Annotated in this window: 25 protein-coding genes; 20 read left to right on the top strand and 5 right to left on the bottom strand. The window is 72.9% G+C overall.

Annotation, left to right across the window (positions count from 1 at the left end; translation table 11 throughout):
• Window positions 1–117 precede the first annotated feature (117 nt).
• The 3 genes from ACFU97_RS42270 to ACFU97_RS42280 all read left to right on the top strand — a co-directional run bounded on the left by ACFU97_RS42270 (window position 118) and on the right by ACFU97_RS42280 (window position 2,738).
• On the top strand, window positions 118–1,092 hold the full coding sequence (locus tag ACFU97_RS42270) for an ABC transporter ATP-binding protein (RefSeq protein ID WP_384267585.1): 975 nt from the start codon (window positions 118–120) through the stop codon (window positions 1,090–1,092).
• A 100-nt stretch (window positions 1,093–1,192) separates the two neighbouring features.
• On the top strand, window positions 1,193–2,014 hold the full coding sequence (locus tag ACFU97_RS42275; protein ID WP_384267588.1) for an ABC transporter permease: 822 nt from the start codon (window positions 1,193–1,195) through the stop codon (window positions 2,012–2,014).
• Between the two features lie 34 nt (window positions 2,015–2,048).
• Window positions 2,049–2,738: an AAA family ATPase gene (locus tag ACFU97_RS42280; protein WP_384267590.1), complete on the top strand. Its 690-nt coding sequence runs from the start codon at window positions 2,049–2,051 to the stop codon at window positions 2,736–2,738.
• A gap of 213 nt (window positions 2,739–2,951) precedes the next feature.
• Here ACFU97_RS42280 and ybaK read toward each other — a convergent pair whose 3' ends face one another.
• The 4 genes from ybaK to ACFU97_RS42300 all read right to left on the bottom strand — a co-directional run bounded on the left by ybaK (window position 2,952) and on the right by ACFU97_RS42300 (window position 7,080).
• Window positions 2,952–3,452 (bottom strand): Cys-tRNA(Pro) deacylase, encoded by a 501-nt coding sequence (gene ybaK / locus ACFU97_RS42285; RefSeq protein WP_384267592.1) that lies wholly within the window; start codon window positions 3,450–3,452, stop codon window positions 2,952–2,954.
• A gap of 112 nt (window positions 3,453–3,564) precedes the next feature.
• Window positions 3,565–4,305 carry an LON peptidase substrate-binding domain-containing protein gene (locus ACFU97_RS42290; RefSeq protein ID WP_384267595.1) on the bottom strand — a complete coding sequence of 247 codons (741 nt, stop codon included), beginning with the start codon at window positions 4,303–4,305 and terminating at the stop codon, window positions 3,565–3,567.
• A gap of 11 nt (window positions 4,306–4,316) precedes the next feature.
• Entirely contained in the window at window positions 4,317–5,366 is a 1,050-nt protein-coding gene (locus tag ACFU97_RS42295) for a hypothetical protein (RefSeq protein ID WP_384267597.1), read from the bottom strand.
• 136 nt (window positions 5,367–5,502) lie between these two features.
• The gene (locus ACFU97_RS42300) at window positions 5,503–7,080 is read right to left on the bottom strand and encodes an oxidoreductase (protein WP_384267599.1); all 1,578 of its coding nucleotides are present in this window, start codon (window positions 7,078–7,080) and stop codon (window positions 5,503–5,505) included.
• 164 nt (window positions 7,081–7,244) lie between these two features.
• Here ACFU97_RS42300 and hisD point away from each other — a divergent pair, with 164 nt between their 5' ends.
• The 10 genes from hisD (at window position 7,245) to ACFU97_RS42350 (ending at window position 14,932) form a co-directional block, all read left to right on the top strand.
• Window positions 7,245–8,570: a histidinol dehydrogenase gene (hisD, locus tag ACFU97_RS42305; RefSeq protein WP_384267601.1), complete on the top strand. Its 1,326-nt coding sequence runs from the start codon at window positions 7,245–7,247 to the stop codon at window positions 8,568–8,570.
• Entirely contained in the window at window positions 8,567–9,682 is a 1,116-nt protein-coding gene (locus ACFU97_RS42310; RefSeq protein ID WP_384267603.1) for a histidinol-phosphate transaminase, read from the top strand. Before hisD ends, ACFU97_RS42310 begins: the two co-directional genes overlap by 4 nt.
• Window positions 9,679–10,272 carry an imidazoleglycerol-phosphate dehydratase HisB gene (gene hisB / locus ACFU97_RS42315; protein ID WP_007381383.1) on the top strand — a complete coding sequence of 198 codons (594 nt, stop codon included), beginning with the start codon at window positions 9,679–9,681 and terminating at the stop codon, window positions 10,270–10,272. The genes ACFU97_RS42310 and hisB overlap by 4 nt, the downstream gene beginning before the upstream one ends.
• The gene (locus ACFU97_RS42320; protein ID WP_164932275.1) at window positions 10,269–10,433 is read left to right on the top strand and encodes a hypothetical protein; all 165 of its coding nucleotides are present in this window, start codon (window positions 10,269–10,271) and stop codon (window positions 10,431–10,433) included. Before hisB ends, ACFU97_RS42320 begins: the two co-directional genes overlap by 4 nt.
• Entirely contained in the window at window positions 10,430–11,071 is a 642-nt protein-coding gene (gene hisH / locus ACFU97_RS42325; protein ID WP_384267607.1) for an imidazole glycerol phosphate synthase subunit HisH, read from the top strand. The genes ACFU97_RS42320 and hisH overlap by 4 nt, the downstream gene beginning before the upstream one ends.
• Entirely contained in the window at window positions 11,068–11,793 is a 726-nt protein-coding gene (gene priA, locus ACFU97_RS42330; RefSeq protein ID WP_384267609.1) for a bifunctional 1-(5-phosphoribosyl)-5-((5-phosphoribosylamino)methylideneamino)imidazole-4-carboxamide isomerase/phosphoribosylanthranilate isomerase PriA, read from the top strand. Before hisH ends, priA begins: the two co-directional genes overlap by 4 nt.
• Window positions 11,790–12,182 (top strand): RidA family protein, encoded by a 393-nt coding sequence (locus ACFU97_RS42335; RefSeq protein ID WP_384267611.1) that lies wholly within the window; start codon window positions 11,790–11,792, stop codon window positions 12,180–12,182. The genes priA and ACFU97_RS42335 overlap by 4 nt, the downstream gene beginning before the upstream one ends.
• A 32-nt stretch (window positions 12,183–12,214) precedes the next feature.
• The gene (hisF, locus tag ACFU97_RS42340; protein ID WP_384267614.1) at window positions 12,215–12,970 is read left to right on the top strand and encodes an imidazole glycerol phosphate synthase subunit HisF; all 756 of its coding nucleotides are present in this window, start codon (window positions 12,215–12,217) and stop codon (window positions 12,968–12,970) included.
• Between the two features lie 110 nt (window positions 12,971–13,080).
• Window positions 13,081–13,671, top strand: coding sequence for an ArsR/SmtB family transcription factor (locus ACFU97_RS42345; RefSeq protein ID WP_384267616.1), 591 nt, complete (start codon window positions 13,081–13,083; stop codon window positions 13,669–13,671).
• On the top strand, window positions 13,664–14,932 hold the full coding sequence (locus ACFU97_RS42350; RefSeq protein WP_384267619.1) for an MFS transporter: 1,269 nt from the start codon (window positions 13,664–13,666) through the stop codon (window positions 14,930–14,932). Before ACFU97_RS42345 ends, ACFU97_RS42350 begins: the two co-directional genes overlap by 8 nt.
• On the opposite strand, the gene ACFU97_RS42355 is transcribed toward ACFU97_RS42350, so the two are convergent.
• Complete coding sequence (locus ACFU97_RS42355) at window positions 14,929–15,564, bottom strand: TIGR03085 family metal-binding protein (protein ID WP_384267621.1); 636 nt, start codon at window positions 15,562–15,564, stop codon at window positions 14,929–14,931. The two genes, ACFU97_RS42350 and ACFU97_RS42355, sit on opposite strands and share 4 nt — an antisense overlap.
• A gap of 83 nt (window positions 15,565–15,647) precedes the next feature.
• Here ACFU97_RS42355 and hisI point away from each other — a divergent pair, with 83 nt between their 5' ends.
• The 7 genes from hisI (at window position 15,648) to trpM (ending at window position 20,386) form a co-directional block, all read left to right on the top strand.
• Window positions 15,648–16,040, top strand: a complete 393-nt coding sequence (gene hisI / locus ACFU97_RS42360; RefSeq protein WP_384267624.1) for a phosphoribosyl-AMP cyclohydrolase — start codon at window positions 15,648–15,650, stop codon at window positions 16,038–16,040.
• An 11-nt stretch (window positions 16,041–16,051) separates the two neighbouring features.
• A complete protein-coding gene (locus ACFU97_RS42365; RefSeq protein WP_384267626.1) occupies window positions 16,052–17,530 on the top strand; it encodes an anthranilate synthase component I in 1,479 nt (492 codons plus the stop codon).
• A gap of 70 nt (window positions 17,531–17,600) precedes the next feature.
• Entirely contained in the window at window positions 17,601–18,242 is a 642-nt protein-coding gene (locus ACFU97_RS42370; protein ID WP_384267629.1) for a TIGR02234 family membrane protein, read from the top strand.
• 144 nt (window positions 18,243–18,386) lie between these two features.
• The gene (locus tag ACFU97_RS42375) at window positions 18,387–18,647 is read left to right on the top strand and encodes an HGxxPAAW family protein (RefSeq protein ID WP_384267631.1); all 261 of its coding nucleotides are present in this window, start codon (window positions 18,387–18,389) and stop codon (window positions 18,645–18,647) included.
• An 89-nt stretch (window positions 18,648–18,736) separates the two neighbouring features.
• The gene (locus ACFU97_RS42380; protein ID WP_384267634.1) at window positions 18,737–19,186 is read left to right on the top strand and encodes a DUF2752 domain-containing protein; all 450 of its coding nucleotides are present in this window, start codon (window positions 18,737–18,739) and stop codon (window positions 19,184–19,186) included.
• 144 nt (window positions 19,187–19,330) lie between these two features.
• Window positions 19,331–20,140, top strand: a complete 810-nt coding sequence (gene trpC / locus ACFU97_RS42385) for an indole-3-glycerol phosphate synthase TrpC (RefSeq protein ID WP_384267636.1) — start codon at window positions 19,331–19,333, stop codon at window positions 20,138–20,140.
• Between the two features lie 21 nt (window positions 20,141–20,161).
• Window positions 20,162–20,386 carry a tryptophan biosynthesis modulator TrpM gene (gene trpM / locus ACFU97_RS42390; protein ID WP_384267639.1) on the top strand — a complete coding sequence of 75 codons (225 nt, stop codon included), beginning with the start codon at window positions 20,162–20,164 and terminating at the stop codon, window positions 20,384–20,386.
• Window positions 20,387–20,388 lie beyond the last annotated feature (2 nt).

The raw sequence follows: 20,388 nt of genomic DNA on the forward strand, positions 1-20,388 counted from the left end.
TACCGGCGCATTTGCCGTTATGGACCAACCCGAGGGCGGAGGGGGGTTCCGGACCCCGTACCCTCGTCGTTTGTGGGTACGCGCGCGACACAGGCACTTCGGCACCGTGGTGATGTCGTGTGCGCGGTGCGCGGACTGACCAAGACCTATCCGGCGGTACGAGGACGGCGGGGCACCCCGGCCGCTCCCGCCGTACGCGCCACCGACGACGTGCACCTCGACATCCGCCGCGGTGAGATCTTCGGGCTGCTGGGGCCGAACGGCGCGGGCAAGTCCACCCTCGTGCGCCAGCTGACCGGGCTGATGCGGCCCGACGCCGGGCGCGTGGAGATCCTCGGGCACGACATCGTGCGCCACCCGGAGCGGGCCGCGCGGATCCTCGCCTACCTGGGGCAGGAGTCGAGCGCGCTGGACGAGCTGACCGTGTCGCTGGCCGCCGAGACGACCGGGAGGCTGCGCGGCCTGGAGACGCGCGTGGCGCGGGCCGAGCGGGACGCCGTCCTGGAGGAACTGGGGCTCACGGCGATCGCCGGGCGCCCGCTGAAGAAGCTGTCCGGTGGGCAGCGGCGGCTCGCGTGCTTCGCCGCCGCGCTGGTCGGGGAGCGGCCGCTGCTGGTGCTCGACGAGCCGACCACCGGGATGGATCCGGTGGCCCGGCGGGCCGTCTGGGCGGCCGTGGACCGGCGCCGCGCCGAGCGCGGGACGACGGTGCTGCTGGTCACCCACAACGTCATCGAGGCCGAGACGGTCCTCGACCGGGTCGCCGTGCTCGACCAGGGGCGGGTGATCGCCTGCGACACCCCCGCCGGGCTCAAGGAGCAGGTCGCCGGGGAGGTGCGGGTCGAGCTGGTGTGGCGCGAGGCGGCGCCGCTGCACGTGCCCGAGGTCGCGGCGCTGCGCGGGCGGGCCGTGGAGTCCGGGCGCCGCTGGACGCTGCGGCTCGTCCCGGAGGAGGCCCGCGCGGTGGTCGCCACCGTCACCGGCGGCAGCGCCTTCGCGGCGCTCGACGACTTCACCCTGGCCACGCCCAGCCTCGAGGACGTGTACCTGGCGCTGGGCGGCGCCGCGCAGCAGGGTTTGGTGAAGGCATGAGTCACGTCATGAGCACGCGGGCCGTCATGTTCGTATGGTCTCTACGCGGACTGCGCACAGCCGCCTCAGTGAGCCCGAGCCGGAAGGGGAGCAGCGCGACGTGAGTGTCGTACCCGCCGATGTCCTGCCGGGCAGTGCCCTGGCCGTGGAGGAGGCCGGCCGCGGCGCGGCCGAGCTCGGGCCGCGGGCGCGGATGTGGCCGTCCCTCGCCGCCGTGTACCGGGCGCAGCTGTCCCGCGCGCGGGTGGCCCGTATCCCGCTGCTGTTCGTGGCGACCTTCCAGTCGATCGGGATCATGGTCCTGATGCGCGGGGTGGTGACCGGCGGGGGCGAGGCCGAGTCGGTGGTGGCCGGCTCCGCGGTGCTGGTGGTGGCGTTCGTCGCGCTGAACCTGCTCGCCCAGTACTTCGGGCAGCTGCGGGCCAGCGGCGGACTCGACCACTACGCGACGCTGCCGGTGCCGCCCGCGGCCGTGGTGCTCGGGGCCGCGGGCGCGTACGCCTCGTTCACGGTGCCCGGGACCGTGATCACGGCGGTGTTCGGATGCGTGCTGTTCGGGCTGCCGATGGCGCATCTGTGGGTGCTCGCCGCGGTGATCCCGCTGGCCGGCGCCGCCCTGTCCGGGCTGGGCGCGGCGCTGGGCCTGCTGGCGCCGCGGCCCGAGCTGGCCACACTGCTCGGCCAGTTGGGCATGTCCGCCGCGCTGCTGCTCGGGGTGCTGCCCGCCGATCGGATGCCCGAGGCGGTGCGCTTCGCCCGGGACCTGCTGCCGTCGACGTACGGTGTCGAGGCCTTCGCGCGGACCTTCTCGGGGCATCCGGACTGGGCCTTCGTCCTCGGTGACCTCGCGGTCTGCGGGGCGGTCGGAGTCGTCTCGCTGGCCGTCGCCACCTGGGCCTACCGCCGGGCGGCCGTCCGGTGACGCGCCGCACAGGCGGGCCTGGCACGATGGCAGTGTGACCGCACCGTTGACTCCGCCTCCACCGCCGCATGAACAGTCCTCGCAGAACTCGTGGCAGCCGCCGGCTGCCGGGCATGTGGCGCCCGCGCCCCATGACGCCGTCTGGCACGGCACGTACGGACAGGACGGGCCCGGAATGAAGACCGAAGTGCGGGAGGCCGCCGTGGTCACGGTGGCCGTTGCGCTCGCCGGGGCGTTGCTCGGTGTCCTGTGGTGGTGGCTGGCGCCGCACGTGCCGCTCGTCGCGGACGTGGTCGACAAGAACTGGGTCGTCTATCTCTCCGACAGCGAGGGCGAGCAGGCGATCGGGGTCGACGGAACGTTCACGCTGCTTGCGGTGGGCTTCGGCGTGGTGAGCGCGCTGGCCGTCTTCCTGCTGCGGCGGCGCGGCGGCGTGCCGCTGGTGGTGGCCCTCGGGATCGGCGGCTTGCTCGGCTCGCTGCTGGCCTGGAAGGTCGGCGTGTGGCTCGGGCCCACGCAGGACGTGATCGCCCATGCGAAGGCCGTGGGCAAGGGCGTCGTCTTCTCCGCGCCGCTGAAGATGGGGGCGAAGGGGGCGTTGCTGGCGTGGCCGCTGGCCGCGCTGGTGGTGCATCTGGGACTGATGGCGCTGTTCGGGCCGCGGGACCCGGAGTCGTACCAGGAACAGGGCGCGAAGGATCCCTACGGGGCGCCGTTGCGCTAGCGCGCGGCGCGGCCCCGTTTCGGCCCGGCCTGGACGGCCTCGTCCTCGAACGCCGGACGGTCGGACCGGTGCGGACCGGCGTTCGAGGGGTCAGGGCATCACGCCGGACGATGGCCGTGGTTCGAGCGGCCCTTCTTGGTGCGCCACTTGCGCTTCCTGGTTTTCTTCGACATGTCCCTCGTAATTAACCGAGGGAGCGGCTGCCGTCGAGGGTCACGCACGGCCGATGGGGGCCACGACCGCTTCGGTGAGCTCGGCGAGGTCCTCCGGGGAGAGCTCGACCTCCACGCCGCGGCGGCCCGCCGAGACGCAGATGGTGGCGTGGGCCGAGGCCGAGGCGTCCAGGACCGTGGGGAGCCTCTTGCGCTGGCCCAGGGGGGAGATGCCGCCGCGGACGTAGCCCGTGGTGCGTTCGGCGAGGGACGGGTCCGCCATGGCGGCACGCTTGCCGCCCACCGCCGAGGCCAGCGCCTTCAGGTCGAGCTGGCCCGCGACCGGGACCACGGCGACCGTAAGGGTGCCGTCGACGTCCGCCACCAGGGTCTTGAAGACGCGGTCCGGCGAGACGCCCATCGCCTCCGCGGCCTCCTCGCCGTAGGAGGGGTGGGAGGGATCGTGGTCGTAGGAGTGGACCGTGTACGCGGTGCCGGCGGCCGTCAGGGCCACCGTCGCGGGGGTGCCGCCCGACTGCTGCTTCTTCTGCTTCTTCGCCATGCCGCGGTTCCCCTAGGGCCTGTCGTTTTGATCATGCCGGCGTCGCGGTGTACCGCTCGGGTCGGCTCGTAAGCGCAGTCTCTCTCAGCCGTCCTGGTCCAGACGACAGACCCTAGTTGAGGCTCGTCCGGCCGCGCGTCAGCTCCGACGCCGGCAGTGACGGCAGGCTACGGATGATCGCGGTCTCGGTGCGAAGGAGTTTCAGCTCGTCGCGCAGCCGGGACGCGGTGTCCGGGGCCTGGAGCAGGCGCTGCTTGGTCGGGGTGTCGAGCATCATCGCCGCCGCGACCAGGTACGAGACCACGGACGGCTCGTCCGGCAGTTCGGCGCCGGTCGACAGCGAGCGCTCGCGCGCGCCCGCCAGGCGCTTCTGGTACTGGCGGAAGGCGCGCAGCACGCCCTCGGCGAGCGCGCCCGCCTCCTCGCCCGGGTCCTCGGTGAGTTCCTCCAGCTCGGCCGTGAGGAACGGGCCCGAGGCGTCCACGGACACCAGGCGCACCCGGGTGGTGCCGGTGGCCAACACCTCGAAGGTGCCGTCCGCGCGCTCACGGATGGTCGCCGCGTCCGCCACGCAGCCCGTCGCGTGGAACGACTTCGCCGGGTCGGGCCCGAAGCCGGCCGCGGGGCCGCGGTCGGGCAGCGCCGTGGGGTCGGGCATGCCGGGGGCGCTGGGCGCCACCTCGTGGCCGTCGCGGATCGCCACGACGGCGAACCGGCGCGGCTCGTCCTCGGGAGCCTTGAGCAACTCGCGCATCATGGCGCGATAGCGCTCCTCGAAAACGTTCAGCGGCAGCACCAGCCCCGGGAACAACACCGAGTTCAGGGGGAAGAGCGGGAGACGGACGATGGTCACGGCGCAAAAGCCTAGTGGTCGCCGGAGGCGGCGCGTCCGCCACGTTCACTTCGTGGATGTCCGGACGGGGGCGGAGCGCCCGCCGCACGGGCGCGGATCTCGCCCCGCACACGGAGGAAGTGCGCCAGCGGGTCGTCCGACAGGCGGTCCCAGGGGAACGACGTGGCGCAGGGGCCGATCCGGTGGGCCTCGGTGAGGGCCTCCTGCCAGCGCTCCAGCCGGAAGAGGACGTACATCAGCTTGTTGCGGATCGGGGACGGCCAGGGATCGGCCACCGGGAAGCGGGCCGAGAGCGCGATCGCCCGGTCGGCCGCCGCGTGCAGCCGGGCGCGCGGCACCGAGCCGGAGCCGGAGCCGTCGCCGTCGGTGAGGCAGGCCAGGGCCGCCCTTGAGGGCAGCGCCTGGATCAGGGAGTCGGGCAGCGCGTCCTGCGCGGCCAGGTCGGCGAAGTCGAAGCACTCGCTGTGCGAGCCCTGCCAGGACTCCGACAGATAGCGCAGGGCCGCCACATGGCAGCCGTAGTGGTGCGGGGCGCGGCGCAGCGCCGCCTCCCAGAGCTCGCCGAAGTACTTGTGGCCGGCCCGGGTGCCGCGCGCGTGGTCCAGCGCGATCCGCCACGGCACCGGGTCGCGGTCGTCGCCGCGCGCGGCCGCCGTGATCAGCGGGCTGACCTCGCGCAGCAGCTCCGCGCGGGCCGGGGAGTCCCAGGCGCGGTCCACCTCGAGCTGGGCCCGGACGAGGAGCAGGTCCGGGTCGTGCGGGTCGGCGGCCGTCCACCGCTGCAGCCATTCGGGGCGCGAGCGGGCGAAGGCCGCCAGCCGTCTGGCGTTCCGGTCGCGCATCTCCCAGTCGGCGGATCCGCGGGTGCCGGCCAGCAGGGCGGCCGCGGGACCGTGCTCGCCGCGCGCGGCCGCGACCAGCGCGTGGCCGAGGCGGTCGTCGGGAGCGTCGAGCAGCACCTCGTCGTCGGCGGGCAGCGGGGCGCCGTCGAGGGGCTGCAGGGCCCGGGTGGTGCGGGCCGTGCGGTTGAAGGGGTGCAGCAGTGCCATGGTGACGACCATTGAAAGACCGCAGGTCACGCATGCGCCAGCGGCAATGCGTAATCCGCGGAAAGTTGTACGCGAATCGGTCAAGACAGAGTAAAGGTTAACTGTTCAACTACTGTTTCACATCTGTGGCCCCAGGGAACGGGTCGGCTCAATTCCGGCGCAGCAGGCGCGTGGCCCCCGCCGTCACCGTGGTGGCCAGGATCCAGCCCAGCAGGACCAGCGCCGCGGCCAGCCACTGCCAGCCGCCGCTGAGCTGCCACTGGCCGGCCTGGCCCAGGTCGATGACCGGGAGCAGCAGGTCCAGCGCGAACAGGGCCGGATTCCACGGCGGATGCTGCCCCGGCTGCACCGGCGGATGGCTGGCGTGCGCGAAGGCCAGCGAGCCCGCCGCCCACAGCAGCGCCATCCAGACCGCGGCCCGCCCGGGCCGGTAGCCGTAGGCGACGGTCCAGTCCTGTGCATAGCCCCAGAGCTTGGCGGCCGGCGGCAGGCTCTCGCGGCGCCGGCGCTGCTTGGCCAGCAGCACCTCGCGGGCATCCTCGTCCTCGCCGCCGTTGCGCAGCACGGAGGCGAGGCGCTCGTACGGCTCCGGGTTGTACTCGGCGGTCGCCGCGGCCACCCACTCGAGCCGCTCGGTCAGCGGGAAGGGACCCTGCGGCACCAGGTTCTCGTAGGTGAAGCCGCCCATGTGGAGGTTGCCCGGGCCCGGCCAGGCGCTCGCCCGGTCGACCAGGTTGCCGACGCGCGCGCCCGACAGGGTGACCTTGCCGCGCTGCGGACGCTCGCCGAGGAAGCGCAGCTCGGGCGTCTGCACCCGGCGCATGGACAGCTCCTGGTCGTCGGTGAAGGCGAACCGGGCCCGCCCGAAGTCCACCGCGTCCCCGAACCGTCCGTCGTCCAGGCGCACCCCGCCCTGGCACTCGAACCGCTGGATCCGCGTCCCGCGCGCGGGTGTCGCGCCGCTCACCATGGAGGCGCCGACGCCCGCCGGGGTCAGGTACAGCGTGCGGCCCACGGTCAGCTGGGGCGCGTTCAGCGCGAGCCGGCCGTACGGGTTGGCCAGCCGGGCGCCGCGCAGGCTCAGCGACACGCCGATCTTGGCGCTGCGCAGGCTGAGTTCGCCGTGCGACTCCAGCAGCTCGGCCTGGAGGTCCTGGCCCACGGTCATGCCGTCGGCGGCGACGGAGCGGTCGCTGCGGTCGCGGTGCACGATCGCCTGGTTGAGCAGCAGGTCCGTGCCGATGTGCGCGTCGGTCAGCCGGATGCCGCCCAGGAAGCGGCAGCGCGGGAGGTGCAGATCGCCCTCCGTGTGCAGCCGGGCCGCCTCCAGGCGGGGCACCGAGCAGTTCACCAGGCGCACGGTCGTGAAGCGGGCCTCCGGCAGCAGGACGTCCCGCTCGAAGCGGCAGCCGCGCATCTCGACGTACGGCACCACCGTGCCGCCGGCCAGGTCGAGGCTGCCGTCGATCCGCACCCCGCGCAGCTTCAGGGAGGAGACCCGGCCGGCGAGCGCGGGCGGGCCGTCGAGCAGCAGCCAGCACACGATGCGCGCCCGCACCGTCCGCCCGGCTCCCCAGGGGTGCCCGCCGTGCGGGTCGTCCACGGCCGCGTCCCCGCTGGTCAGGTCGTACACGCTGCCGTTGCGGAAGGCCTGCCACATGCCGGCCTCCGCCGCGGTCAGGTCGTCCGGCAGGTCTCCGGCGCGCAGGCCGGCCCCCTCAGTCACCGCTCCCCGCTCCTCCAGTCGTGTGTTCGCACAACCGTTCATGCCCGCTGGGTAACCTCCGAAGCACAGGACGTGAAGACGATCTTCCGGGTTCCGCGCGGGTTCTGTATCAGCCATTGATACGCGCGAACGGCGCCTGACCCGGGTCTGAGAGAATTGGGTACGTGATCTCCCGAATCGATCTGCGCGGCGACGCCCTTCCCGAGGGCCCCGCCCTGCGCGACCTGCTGCCCCGAGCCGACTTCGACGTTCAGGCCGCCCTGGAGAAGGTGCGTCCGATCTGCGAGGCCGTGCATCATCGGGGCGACGCGGCGCTGATCGACTTCGCCGAGAAGTTCGACGGCGTGCGGCTGGAGCAGGTGCGGGTGCCCGCCGAGGCGCTCACGAAGGCCCTCGACGAGCTCGACCCGGCCGTGCGCGCGGCCCTGGAGGAGTCCATCCGGCGCGCCCGCCTCGTCCACCGGGAGCAGCGCCGTACGACCCACACGACCAAGGTCGTGCCCGGCGGCTCCGTCACCGAGAAGTGGGTGCCGGTCGAGCGGGTCGGGCTGTACGCGCCCGGCGGCCGCTCGGTCTACCCCTCCTCCGTGATCATGAACGTCGTGCCCGCCCAGGAGGCCGGCGTCCGGTCGGTCGCCCTGGCCTCGCCCGCCCAGGCCGAGTTCGGCGGCCTGCCGCACCCGACCATCCTCGCCGCCTGCGCGCTGCTCGGCGTCGACGAGGTGTACGCCGCCGGCGGCGCGACCGCGGTCGCGATGTTCGCGTACGGCACGGAGTCCTGCCCGCCCGCCAACATGGTCACCGGCCCCGGCAACATCTGGGTCGCCGCCGCCAAGCGCTACTTCACCGGCAAGATCGGCATCGACGCCGAGGCCGGCCCGACCGAGATCGCGATCCTCGCGGACGACACGGCCGACCCGGTGCACGTCGCCTCCGACCTGATCAGCCAGGCCGAGCACGACCCGCTCGCCGCCGCCGTCCTGGTCACCGACTCCGTCGCGCTCGCCGACGCGGTCGAGAAGGAGCTGGAGCCCCAGGTCGCGGCCACCAAGCACATCGAGGACCGGATCCGTCCCGCGCTCGCGGGCCGCCAGTCCGCGATCGTCCTGGTCGACGGCGTCGACGAGGGCCTCAGGGTGGTCGACGCCTACGGCGCCGAGCACCTGGAGATCCAGACCGCCGACGCCACCGCGGTCGCCGACCGCGTGCAGAACGCGGGCGCGATCTTCATCGGCCCCTGGGCGCCGGTCTCCCTCGGCGACTACGCGGCCGGCTCCAACCACGTGCTGCCGACCGGCGGTTGCGCCTGCCACTCCTCGGGCCTGTCCGTGCAGTCCTTCCTGCGCGGCATCCACATCGTCGACTACACGAAGGACGCGCTGGCCGAGGTCGCGCACCACGTGGTCACGCTGGCGGAGGCGGAGGACCTGCCGGCGCACGGCGCGGCGATCAAGGCACGGTTCGGCTGGAAGGTACCCGAGGGCAAGTGACAGGCATCGACGATCTCCCCGTACGGGACGAGCTGCGCGGCAAGTCCCCCTACGGCGCGCCACAGTTGGACGTGCCCGTACGGCTGAACACGAACGAGAACCCCTACCCGCTGCCCGAGCCGCTGGTCGAGCGGATCGCCGAGCGCGTGCGCGAGGCGGCCCGCGACCTCAACCGCTACCCGGACCGGGACGCGGTGGAGCTGCGCACCCAGCTCGCCAAGTACCTGACGGACACCTCCGGCCACGAGGTCGGCCTGGCCAACGTCTGGGCCGCCAACGGCTCCAACGAGGTCATCCAGCAGTTGCTGCAGACCTTCGGCGGACCGGGCCGCACGGCGATCGGCTTCGAGCCGTCGTACTCGATGCACGCGCTGATCGCGCGCGGCACCGGCACGGGCTGGATCTCCGGGCCGCGCGGCGAGGACTTCACGATCGACCTCCCGGCGGCCGAGCGGTGGATCGCCGAGAACAAGCCGGACGTCGTCTTCGTCACCACCCCCAACAACCCGACGGGCAACGCGGTTCCCCGTGAGACGGTCCTCGCGCTGTACGAGGCCGCGCAGGCGGCCAAGCCGTCGATGGTGATCGTGGACGAGGCCTACGTCGAGTTCAGCCACGGCGACTCGCTGCTGCCGCTGATCGAGGGCCGGCCGAATCTCGTCGTCTCGCGCACGATGTCGAAGGCGTTCGGCGCGGCGGGCCTGCGCCTCGGCTACCTCGCCGCGCACCCGGCCGTCGTCGACGCCGTCCAGCTCGTCCGGCTGCCCTACCACCTCTCGGCGGTCACCCAGGCGACCGCCCTGGCCGCCCTGGAGCACACCGGCACGCTGCTGAAGTACGTCGAGCAGCTGAAGTCGGAGCGGGACCGGCTGGTGGACGAGTTGCGCGCGGCCGGCTACGAGGTGGTCGAGTCCGACGCGAACTTCGTGCAGTTCGGCAGGTTCGACGACGAGGGCGGCTCGCACGCCACCTGGCAGAAGATCCTCGACCGGGGCGTCCTGGTCCGGGACAACGGCATCCCGGGGTGGCTGCGGGTGTCCGCCGGAACCCCCGAAGAGAACGACGCGTTCCTCGACGCGGTACGTGAACTGAAGAAGGAGCAGAGCGCATGAGCCGCGTTGGACGCGTGGAGCGAGTGACGAAGGAGACCTCGGTGCTCGTCGAGATCGACCTCGACGGCAGCGGCAAGGTCGAGGTGTCGACGGGCGTCGGCTTCTACGACCACATGCTCGACCAGCTCGGCCGGCACGGCCTGTTCGACCTCACCGTGAAGACCGAGGGCGACCTGCACATCGACTCCCACCACACCATCGAGGACACCGCCCTCGCGCTGGGCGCCGCCTTCAAGCAGGCGCTCGGCGACAAGGTGGGGATCTACCGCTTCGGCAACTGCACGGTCCCGCTGGACGAGTCCCTCGCCCAGGTCACCGTCGACCTCTCCGGCCGCCCCTACCTCGTGCACACCGAGCCCGAGAACATGGCGCCGATGATCGGCGAGTACGACACGACGATGACCCGCCACATCCTGGAGTCCTTCGTCGCCCAGGCCCAGATCGCGCTGCACGTGCACGTGCCGTACGGGCGCAACGCGCACCACATCGTGGAGTGCCAGTTCAAGGCGCTGGCGCGAGCCCTGCGGTACGCGAGCGAGCGCGACCCGCGCGCCGCCGGCATCCTCCCGTCCACGAAGGGCGCGCTGTGAACGGTCTGTCGACCCTCCTGATCGTCGTCGGCCTCTTCCTGGTCGGCGGCATCATCTCCTTCGCCAAGCAGCAGATGCCCAAGCAGCTGATCGTGCTGCTGTCGATCGGTGCCGCGATGTGCCTGGTCGCCGGTGTGATGCGGCTGGAGGTGTGGAATTGAGCGCGCGCAAGAAGGTCGTCGTCTTCGACTACGGCTTCGGCAACATCCGCTCGGCGGAGCGCGCGCTGGCGCGCGCGGGCGCGGACGTCGAGGTGACGCGCGACTACGACCGGGCCATGAACGCCGACGGCCTGCTGGTCCCCGGCGTCGGCGCCTTCGCCGCCTGCATGAAGGGCCTGAAGGAGGCGCGCGGCGACTGGGTCGTGGACCGCCGGCTGTCCGGCGGCCGCCCGGTCATGGGCATCTGCGTCGGCATGCAGATCCTCTTCGCGCGCGGTATCGAGCACGGCGTGGAGACCGAGGGCCTCGACGAGTGGCCCGGCTCGGTCGAGCCGCTGCAGGCCGAGGTCGTGCCCCACATGGGCTGGAACACCGTCGAGGCGCCCGCCGACACCGAGCTGTTCGCCGGCCTGGACGCGGACGCGCGCTTCTACTTCGTGCACTCCTACGCCGTCCACGACTGGACCCTCCAGACGCACAACTCGGCGATGCGCGCCCCCAAGGTGACCTGGTCGACGCACGGCAAGCCGTTCGTGGCGGCCGTCGAGAACGGCGCGCTGTGGGCCACGCAGTTCCACCCCGAGAAGTCCGGCGACGCCGGAGCCCAGCTCCTCACCAACTGGATCGGAACACTGTGAGCAAGCTCGAACTCCTCCCCGCCGTCGACGTCCGCGACGGCCAGGCCGTCCGCCTCGTGCACGGCGAGTCCGGCACGGAGACCTCCTACGGCTCGCCGCTGGAGGCCGCCCTCGCCTGGCAGCGCTCGGGCGCCGAGTGGCTGCACCTGGTCGACCTGGACGCCGCGTTCGGCACGGGCGACAACCGTGAGCTGATCGCCGAGGTCGCGCAGGCCATGGACATCAAGGTCGAGCTGTCCGGCGGCATCCGCGACGACGCGTCGCTCGCGGCCGCCCTCGCCACCGGCTGCACCCGGGTCAACCTGGGCACGGCCGCGCTGGAGTCCCCGGAGTGGGTCGCCAAGGTCATCGCCGAGCACGGCGACAAGATCGCGGTGGGCCTGGACGTGCGCGGCACCACGCTGCGCGGCCGCGGCTGGACCCGCGACGGCGGCGACCTCTACGAGACGCTGGAGCGCCTGAACAAGGAGGGCTGCGCGCGGTACGTCGTCACCGACATCGCCAAGGACGGCACCCTGCAGGGCCCCAACCTGGAGCTGCTGCGCAACGTGTGCGCGGCGACCGACCGCCCGGTGGTGGCCTCCGGCGGCGTCTCGTCCCTGGACGATCTGCGCGCCATCGCCGACCTGGTCCCCCTCGGTGTCGAGGGTTCCATCGTCGGGAAGGCCCTGTACGCAAAGGCGTTCACCCTGGAAGAGGCCTTGGAGGCTGTGTCGTCATGACGTCCGAAGCCGTACGGCGGGTGCAGAGCGGAAGTCCCTGGGAAGAGTCCTTCGGTTTCGCCCGCGCCGTGGCGGCGGGCGACCGAGTGCTGGTGGCGGGCACCACGTCCTTCAAGGGCACCGTGCTGTACGGCGAGGGCGACCCGTACGAGCAGGCGAAGGTGGCGTTCACCGGCGCGCTCGACGCGATCGGCGAGTTCGGGCTCGGTGTCGAGTCCGTGGTCCGCACCCGGATGTATCTGACCCACAGCAGGGACGTCGACGAGGTGGGCCGGGCCCACAAGGAGATCTTCGACTCCGTGCGGCCCGTCTCGACCCTGCTGGTCGTGGAGGGGTTCGTCGACCCGCGCATCCTGGTCGAAGTGGAACTGGAAGCCTTCCGAGGCTAGATCAACTGGTTGGTTTAAGGAGCCGTGGATTCATGACCCTGGCGGTCCGAGTCATCCCCTGCCTGGACGTGGACAACGGCCGGGTCGTCAAGGGCGTCAACTTCCAGAACCTGCGTGACGCGGGCGACCCCGTCGAGATGGCCAAGGTGTACGACGCCGAGGGCGCCGACGAGCTGACGTTCCTGGACATCACCGCGTCGTCGGGCAACCGCGAGACGACCTACGACGTGGTGCGCCGCACCGCGGAGCAGGTGTTCATCCCGCTCACCGTCGGCGGCGGCGTCCGCACGGCCGAGGACGTGGACAGGCTGCTGCGGGCCGGAGCGGACAAGGTCGGCGTCAACACCGCGGCCATCGCCCGCCCCGACCTGATCCGCGAGATCGCCGAGCGCTTCGGCCGGCAGGTGCTGGTCCTCTCGGTGGACGCGCGCCGCACCCCCGAGGGCACCTTCGAGGTGACCACCCACGGCGGCCGCCAGGGCACCGGCATCGACGCCGTGGAGTGGGCGCACCGGGCCGCCGAACTCGGCGCCGGCGAGATCCTCCTGAACTCGATGGACGCGGACGGCACCAAGGACGGCTACGACCTGGAGATGATCGCGGCCGTCCGCAAGCACGTCACGGTCCCGGTGATCGCCTCGGGCGGCGCCGGAAAGCTCGCCGACTTCCCGCCGGCCGTCGCGGCGGGCGCGGACGCGGTCCTTGCGGCGTCGGTCTTCCACTTCGGCGATCTGCGGATCGGCGAGGTGAAGGGGGCGCTGCGGGACGCCGGGCACCCCGTGCGCTAGGACGCCGAGCCCCGGCCGGAACCGGCCGGGGCTCTTTCACGGGCAGAAGCAAAAGAGAAGTTGCGCAAAATCTGTTGTGCAATTTTTCTTTCGTATCTAGGCTCGGACGCATGACGGAGAAGGAGCGAGACCGCCGCATCAAGGACGTGGGCACGCTCAAGGCCCTCGCCCACCCCCTGCGCGCACAGCTGTACCGGCTTCTGACCATCGCGCGGACGGCGACCGCCTCCCAGCTCGCCGACCAGGTCGACGAGGCCGTCTCGCTGGTCAGCTACCACCTGCGCAAGCTGGCCGAGCACGGGCTGATCGAGGAGGCGCAGGCACGCAGCGAGGACGGCCGCGAGCGGTGGTGGCAGCCCGCCACCGAGGGGATCAGCATCCGCGACGAGGACTTCAGGGACGCCCCGGAGAAGGCCGCCGCGCACACCGCGGCCAGCCGCCTCTTCTTCGAGCAGCGCGCCGACATGTTCCGGCGCTACCTCGACGAGCGCGCGCACTGGAGCGACGCCTGGACCACGGCATCCGAGTCCGCCGAGTGGCTGCTGCGCCTCACCCCGGACGAACTGGCCGCGCTGGCCCGGGAGATGTACGCGGTCGTGCGCCGCTACGAGGAGCGCGGTCGCGAAGCCGTGGAGGCCGGCGACACCGAGGGCCGCGAGCACGTCGCGGTGCACACCTACGGCTTCCCGTTCCGTGTCTGAGACCGCGCTCGGCAGCGCCCCCACGGCCGTTGCCGGGCTCCCCGCCCACCGCGACGCCAACGTCCTGCGCTGGCTGGCCGCCTTCACCTTCTCGATGGTCGGCGACAACGTCTACTACATCGCCCTGTCCTGGGCCGCCGTCCAGGCCGGTTCGGCCTCCCAGGCGGGCCTGGTGATGACGGTGAGCGCACTGCCGCGGGCGGTTCTGATGCTGGGCGGCGGCGTGATCGCCGACCGGCTGGGGCCGCGGCGCGTGGTGATCGGCAGCGACGCCGTGCGCTGCGCGGCCGTGTTCGCGGTGGCCGCACTCCTGCTGCTGACCGGCCCCGGCCTGTGGCCCCTGGCACTGCTCGCCCTGGTCTTCGGCACCGTCGACGCCGTGTTCCTGCCGGCCGTGGGCGCCCTGCCCGCGCGCGTGACGCACCGCGACCAGCTGGCGCGCGTGCAGGGCATGCGGGGCCTGGCGATCCGGTTCGCGAGCGTGGCCGGCGGCCCGCTCGGCGGGCTCGGGGTGGCGCTGGGCGGGGCGACGGCCGCGTTCGCGCTCGCGGGGCTGCTGATCGCCGTGTCGGTACCGCTGCTGATCGGCGTACGGATGCGCGAGCTGCCGCCGGACGACACGGCAGGCGCACGGAAGGCGACCGCCCGGCAGGACCTCGTGGCGGGCCTGCGCCACATCCGCCGGCACCGGGTGCTCGCTCCGCTGATGCTGGCCATCGCCCTCGGCGACCTCGGCTTCGTCGGGCCGCTCAACGTCGGCCTGACCCTGCTCTGCGACGAGCGCGGCTGGGGCGCGGCCGGCATGGGCTGGGTGCTCGCGGGCTTCGGCGTCGGCGCGGGCGCCGCCTCGCTGCTGCTGACCGTACGGGGTCGGCTGCCGCACGCCGGGCAGGTCGCCGGCTGGTCGATCCTCGCGGGGTCGGTGGCGGTCGGCGCGCTCGCGTACGCGCCCACGGTCGCCCAGGGCGTCGGCACGGCCCTGGTGATCGGGCTGCTCACCGGCCTCAGCGGCGCCATGTGCGCGGCGCTGCTGCAGACCCACGCCGACCCGGCCTGCCTCGGCCGGGTGTCCGCCGTGGCCGGCCTGGTCAGCCTCGGCCTCACCCCGCTCAGCATGCCGCTGTCCGCCGCCGCGATCGGCGCCTGGGGCACCGGCCCGGTCTTCGTGGTCAGTGGCGCCGTGTGCGGGCTCGGCGGCGTGGTCGCCCTGACCGTGCCCGCACTGCGCCGCGCCGAGCTGCCCCGCCCGAGTGCGCCCTAGATCCCCAGCTGCTTCGCCTCGTGGAGCTTGGCCACGGCGTCCTTGTCGCCCTCCAGCTCCACATGGGCCGCGTTCTGGCGGCCGTAGGAGAACAGGAGGAGTTCCGAGGGCTCGCCGGTGACCGTGACCACGGGGGTGCCGCGGTGGGCGACCGCCGTCTGGCCGTCCGGGCGGCGCAGCACGAGGCCGGTGGGGGCGCTGCGGCCCATCAGCCGGGCCGAGCGTTCGAGGCGGGACCACAGCGCGTCCTGGAAGACCGTGTCGAGCTCGCGCGGCGTCCAGTCGGACTGCGCGCGGCGGACGTCCTCGGTGTGGACGTAGAACTCCACCGTGTTCGACATCTCGTCCACCTGCTTGAGCTGGAACGGCGAGAAGCGCGGTGGGCCGGTGCGGATGAGCTGGATCAGCTCCTCGTACGGCTTCGCGGCGAACTCGGCCATCACCCGCTCCAGACGGGGGGCGAGCTGCTTGATCAGGATGCCGCCCGCGGCATCGGGGCGGCGCTCGCGCACCACCACGTGCGCGGCGAGGTCACGGGTCAGCCAGCCCTCGCAGAGGGTCGCGGCGTCCGGGCCCGCGGCCTCCAACAGGTCGGCCAGGAGAAGTCGTTCACGCTTGGCGAAAGTCGACATGCAGTCAGCCTACGACCACCCTCCGGGTCCGCCCAGTGGACTCGCCACCGTGACCGCCGCCGCCGCGCGGCACAATGGCACCCATGACCAGCACGCCTCCCGCCAGCAGCCTCGACCCGGAGATCGCCGCGCGCCTCAGGCGCAGCGCCGACGGGCTCGTCCCCGCCATCGCCCAGCAGTACGACACCGGTGAGGTGCTCATGCTCGGCTGGATGGACGACGAGGCGCTGCACCGCACCCTGACCACCGGCCGCTGCACCTACTGGTCGCGCAGCCGCCAGGAGTACTGGGTCAAGGGCGACACCTCCGGTCACTTCCAGTGGGTCAGGTCCGTCGCGCTGGACTGCGACGCGGACACCGTGCTGGTCAAGGTCGACCAGGTCGGTGCCGCCTGCCACACCGGGGCGCGCACCTGCTTCGACGCCGACGTGCTCCTCAAGGACGCCGATTCCGTCCCGTCCGGCGCGGATCAGTAGGGTCGGCCGCCATGGACCTCGAGACGTTCCGCAAGCTGGCCACCGACCGCCGGGTCATCCCGGTCACCCGCAAGCTCCTCGCCGACGGCGACACCCCGGTCGCGCTCTACCGCAAGCTGGCCGCCGAGCGCCCCGGCACCTTCCTGCTGGAGTCCGCGGAGAACGGCCGCTCCTGGTCCCGCTACTCGTTCGTGGGCGTGCGCTCCGCCGCCGCCCTGACCGCGCGCGACGGACAGGCGCACTGGCTCGGCACCCCGCCCGTCGGCGTCCCCACGGACGGCGACCCGCTCGCCGCCCTGCGCGCCACCATCGAGGCGCTGCACACCCCGCACCAGGAGGGCCTGCCGCCCTTCACCGGCGGCATGGTGGGCTATCTCGGCTACGACATCGTGCGCCGCCTGGAGAAGATCGGCCCGGGGGAGCGCGACGACCTGAAACTGCCCGAGCTCACCATGCTCCTCACCAGCGACCTCGCCGTCATGGACCACTGGGAGGGCTCGGTCCTGCTGATCGCCAACGCGATCAACCACAACGACCTCGACACGGGCGTCGACGAGGCCTACACCGACGCCGTCGCCCGCCTCGACGCCATGGAGGCGGACCTCACGCGCGCGGTCGCCCAGCCGCCCGCCGTGCTGCCGCCCTCCGAGCTGCCCGAGTACACCGCCCTGTGGGGCGGCCCCGACTTCCGGGCGGCCGTCGAGGACGTCAAGGAGCGCATCCGCGCGGGCGAGGCCTTCCAGGTCGTCCCCTCGCAGCGCTTCGAAACGCCGTGCACGGCCAGCGCGCTGGACGTCTACCGGGTGCTGCGGGCCACCAACCCGTCGCCGTACATGTACCTCTTCCGGTTCGACGGCTTCGACGTCGTGGGCTCCAGCCCCGAAGCCCTGGTGAAGGTCGAGGACGGGCAGGCCATGGTGCACCCCATCGCCGGCACCCGGCCGCGCGGGGCGACCCCGCAGGAGGACCAGGCCCTCGCCGACGAGCTGATGGCCGACCCCAAGGAGCGCGCCGAGCACCTGATGCTGGTCGACCTCGGCCGCAACGACCTGGGACGGGTCTGCGAGCCCGGCTCCGTCGAGGTCGTCGACTTCATGTCGGTGGAGCGCTACTCGCACGTGATGCACATCGTCTCGACCGTCACCGGCAAGGTCGCCGAGGGCCGCACCGCCTTCGACGTCCTCACGGCCTGCTTCCCGGCCGGCACCCTCTCCGGCGCGCCCAAGCCCCGGGCGATGCAGATCATCGACGAACTCGAGCCGTCCCGGCGCGGGTTGTACGGCGGCTGCGTCGGCTACCTCGACTTCGCGGGCGACTCCGACACCGCCATCGCCATCCGCACGGCCCTGCTGCGCGGCGGCACGGCCTACGTCCAGGCGGGTGCCGGCATCGTCGCCGACTCCGACCCGGTCGCCGAGGACCAGGAGTGCCGCAACAAGGCGGCCGCCGTGCTCCGCGCGGTCCACACGGCGAACAGGCTCGGCAACTAGGGCGTTTGCGGGCAGTGGGGCGCTTCTCACGTGAACCCCGGGTGACGGTTCGCGGGGGGTTCGGGCGATAGTGGAGTACGTGACTGCTGTTCCTCACCCCCGTTCCGAAGCCGACGGACCCGCACGGGCCGGCCGCCGGAGTCTCGCCATTGCCCTGCTGTGCGGTGCGCTCGGCGCGGCCGTCGCGCTGCTCTCCACCCGGCAGCGCTGGTCGGAGGGCACCACGACGGTGGCCGGCGGCGCCTTCTCCCTGACCGCCAAGGGCAGCGACGTCACCGGCGTCCCCGCGGCGCTCGCCATAGTGGGCCTCGCCGCGCTCGTCGCCGTCTTCGCCGTCCGCAGGAGCGGCCGCCTGCTGGTCTCGGCCCTGCTCGCGCTCTCCGGTGCCGGCACCATCGCCGCGGCCCTGCTCGGCGTGTCCGACACCTCCGCGCTCGACGAGAAGGCCGCGCAGGCCGCCGGCGACACCTCGGCCACCGTGGACGCCCTCACCCACACCGCCTGGCCCTACGCCGCGGCCGCGGGCGGCGCCCTGCTCCTCGTGGCCGGCCTGCTCGCCCTGCGCTACGGCAGCCAGTGGCCCGCGATGTCGGGCCGCTACGAGCGCACCGGCGCCCCGAAGCCGCGCCGCACCCCCGCGGCCGCCGACCCGGACCGCCCGGAGGACCTCTGGAAGGCGCTGGACCGCGGCGAGGACCCCACCGGCGCGTAGGCCGCGCCCGGAGCGCACCGGGACCGGTCCACCACCGGAGCCGACGCGCGATGGGCGACCCCCGGGCGGCGCGCCCGCGCGCGTGCGGGACAATGTTCCACGAGCGTCCGGCTCAGACACGAAAACAGCACTGAGGAGCAAGCAATGGCGGGCAGCAGCCACGGTCACACCCCGGCCGCCTGGACCGGTGTCATGATCGCCTTCGTCGGTTTCTGCGTCGCGGGTGCCTTCATGGTGATGGCTCAGCCCGTGGGCTTCTGGGCCGGTATGGGCATCGTCGCCGTCGGCGGTGTCGTCGGCTGGGTGATGAGCGCGATGGGCATGGGCCAGCCGAAGGACGCGCACAAGGACTTCCAGGCGGCGCTGGCGCAGAGCCAGGCCGCCGCGAGCGCGACCAAGAGCTGACCTTCGTACGCCGTCCGCGCGTACCGACGAGGGGCGATCCGGTGCCGGATCGCCCCTCACGCGCGCGTGGCGGCCGTGCCGGGGGGACAATGCTGGACGTGAACGCCGAGAGCCCGCTCCCGACGCCGGCGGCCGCCGCACCCACGGCGGTGTCCCGGCTCGCCGTGCCCGCCGGACTGCTCGCGGCCGTCGCCGGCGCCTTCGCCTACGTCGGCACCGTGGACCCGAACCGTCCCGGCCACTACCCCGTCTGCCCGCTCTACCGCTTCACCGGCATCTACTGCCCCGGCTGCGGCGGCCTGCGCAGCGCGTACTCCTTCATCCACGGCGATCTCCCGGCGGCCCTCCAGGACAACGCCCTCGCGGTCGCCGGCTATCTGGGCTTCGCCGTGCTGTGGACCGTATGGGTGGTGCGCGCGGCCCGCGGCCGGCCGCTGCGCCTCGACCTCGGGCCGGTCCACCTGTGGACCCTGGGGACGTTGGTGCTGGTCTTCAGCGTTGTCCGGAACCTGCCGTTCGGTGGCTGGCTGCATCCTTGATCAACAGGGGAACGTCCAGGTAGTGGGACCGGCGTCAACCGGATGCGAGGCCTACGCCTTCCTCCGGATACCATCGCAGTGACCATCGGTTTTTCCCCCGGGTCAACCTCTGAACAGTCAACCGTCTGAAAGGGGGCCGCTCGCGTGAGTGTGCTCGACGAGATCATCGACGGAGTCCGTGCCGACCTCGCGGAGCGGCAGGCGCGCGTCAGCCTCGACGAGCTCAAGGAGCGCGCGGCGAAGGCCCCCGCGGCCAAGGACGGGCTGGCCGCGCTGCGCGGCGAGGGTGTCAAGGTCATCTGCGAGGTCAAGCGCTCCAGCCCCTCCAAGGGCGCGCTCGCAGCGATCGCCGACCCGGCGGGACTCGCCGCCGACTACGAGGCGGGCGGCGCCGCCGTCATCTCCGTCCTGACCGAGCAGCGCCGCTTCGGCGGCTCGCTGGCCGACCTGGAGGCCGTCCGGGCCCGGGTCGACATCCCGGTGCTGCGCAAGGACTTCATCGTCACCTCGTACCAGCTGTGGGAGGCCCGCGCGTACGGCGCCGACCTCGCGCTGCTCATCGTCGCCGCCCTGGAGCAGTCGGCCCTGGAGTCGCTGATCGAGCGCGCCGAGTCCATCGGCCTCACCCCGCTCGTCGAGGTCCACGACGAGGACGAGGTCGAGCGGGCCGTCGACGCGGGCGCGAAGGTGATCGGCGTCAACGCGCGCAACCTCAAGACCCTCGAGGTCGACCGGGGCACGTTCGAGCGCGTCGCGCCCGAGATCCCGGCCCACGTCGTCCGCGTGGCCGAGTCCGGCGTCCGCGGTCCGCACGACCTCATCGCGTACGCCAACGCCGGGGCCGACGCGGTCCTCGTCGGCGAGTCCCTGGTCACCGGCAAGGACCCGAAGTCCGCGGTCTCCGACCTCGTCGCGGCGGGCGAGCATCCCGCCCTGCGGCACGGCCGGGGCTGATTCCCGGCTAGGCTTGTCCCGATGACCCTCACCGTGACCACCATGGACCGGCACGCCCGCCTCGCGCGTGGCTGCCGCCCCCGCGGCTGCCGTGCGCCGGCCCGCCGCGTGCACGGCCGCAGGGTCAGGTACGTCATCGGAGACGAACCGGGCCAGGTGAACGGCCGGCGATGGCAGCGCGCCCTCAGGGGCGCGGGGCTCGACTTGATGTGCGGCTACGGCCGCGCGGGCGCGACCAGCCACTGACG

It is taken from the genome of Streptomyces sp. NPDC057616 (genome assembly GCF_042800575.1).
In the GTDB taxonomy this organism is placed as follows: Bacteria; Actinomycetota; Actinomycetes; order Streptomycetales; family Streptomycetaceae; genus Streptomyces.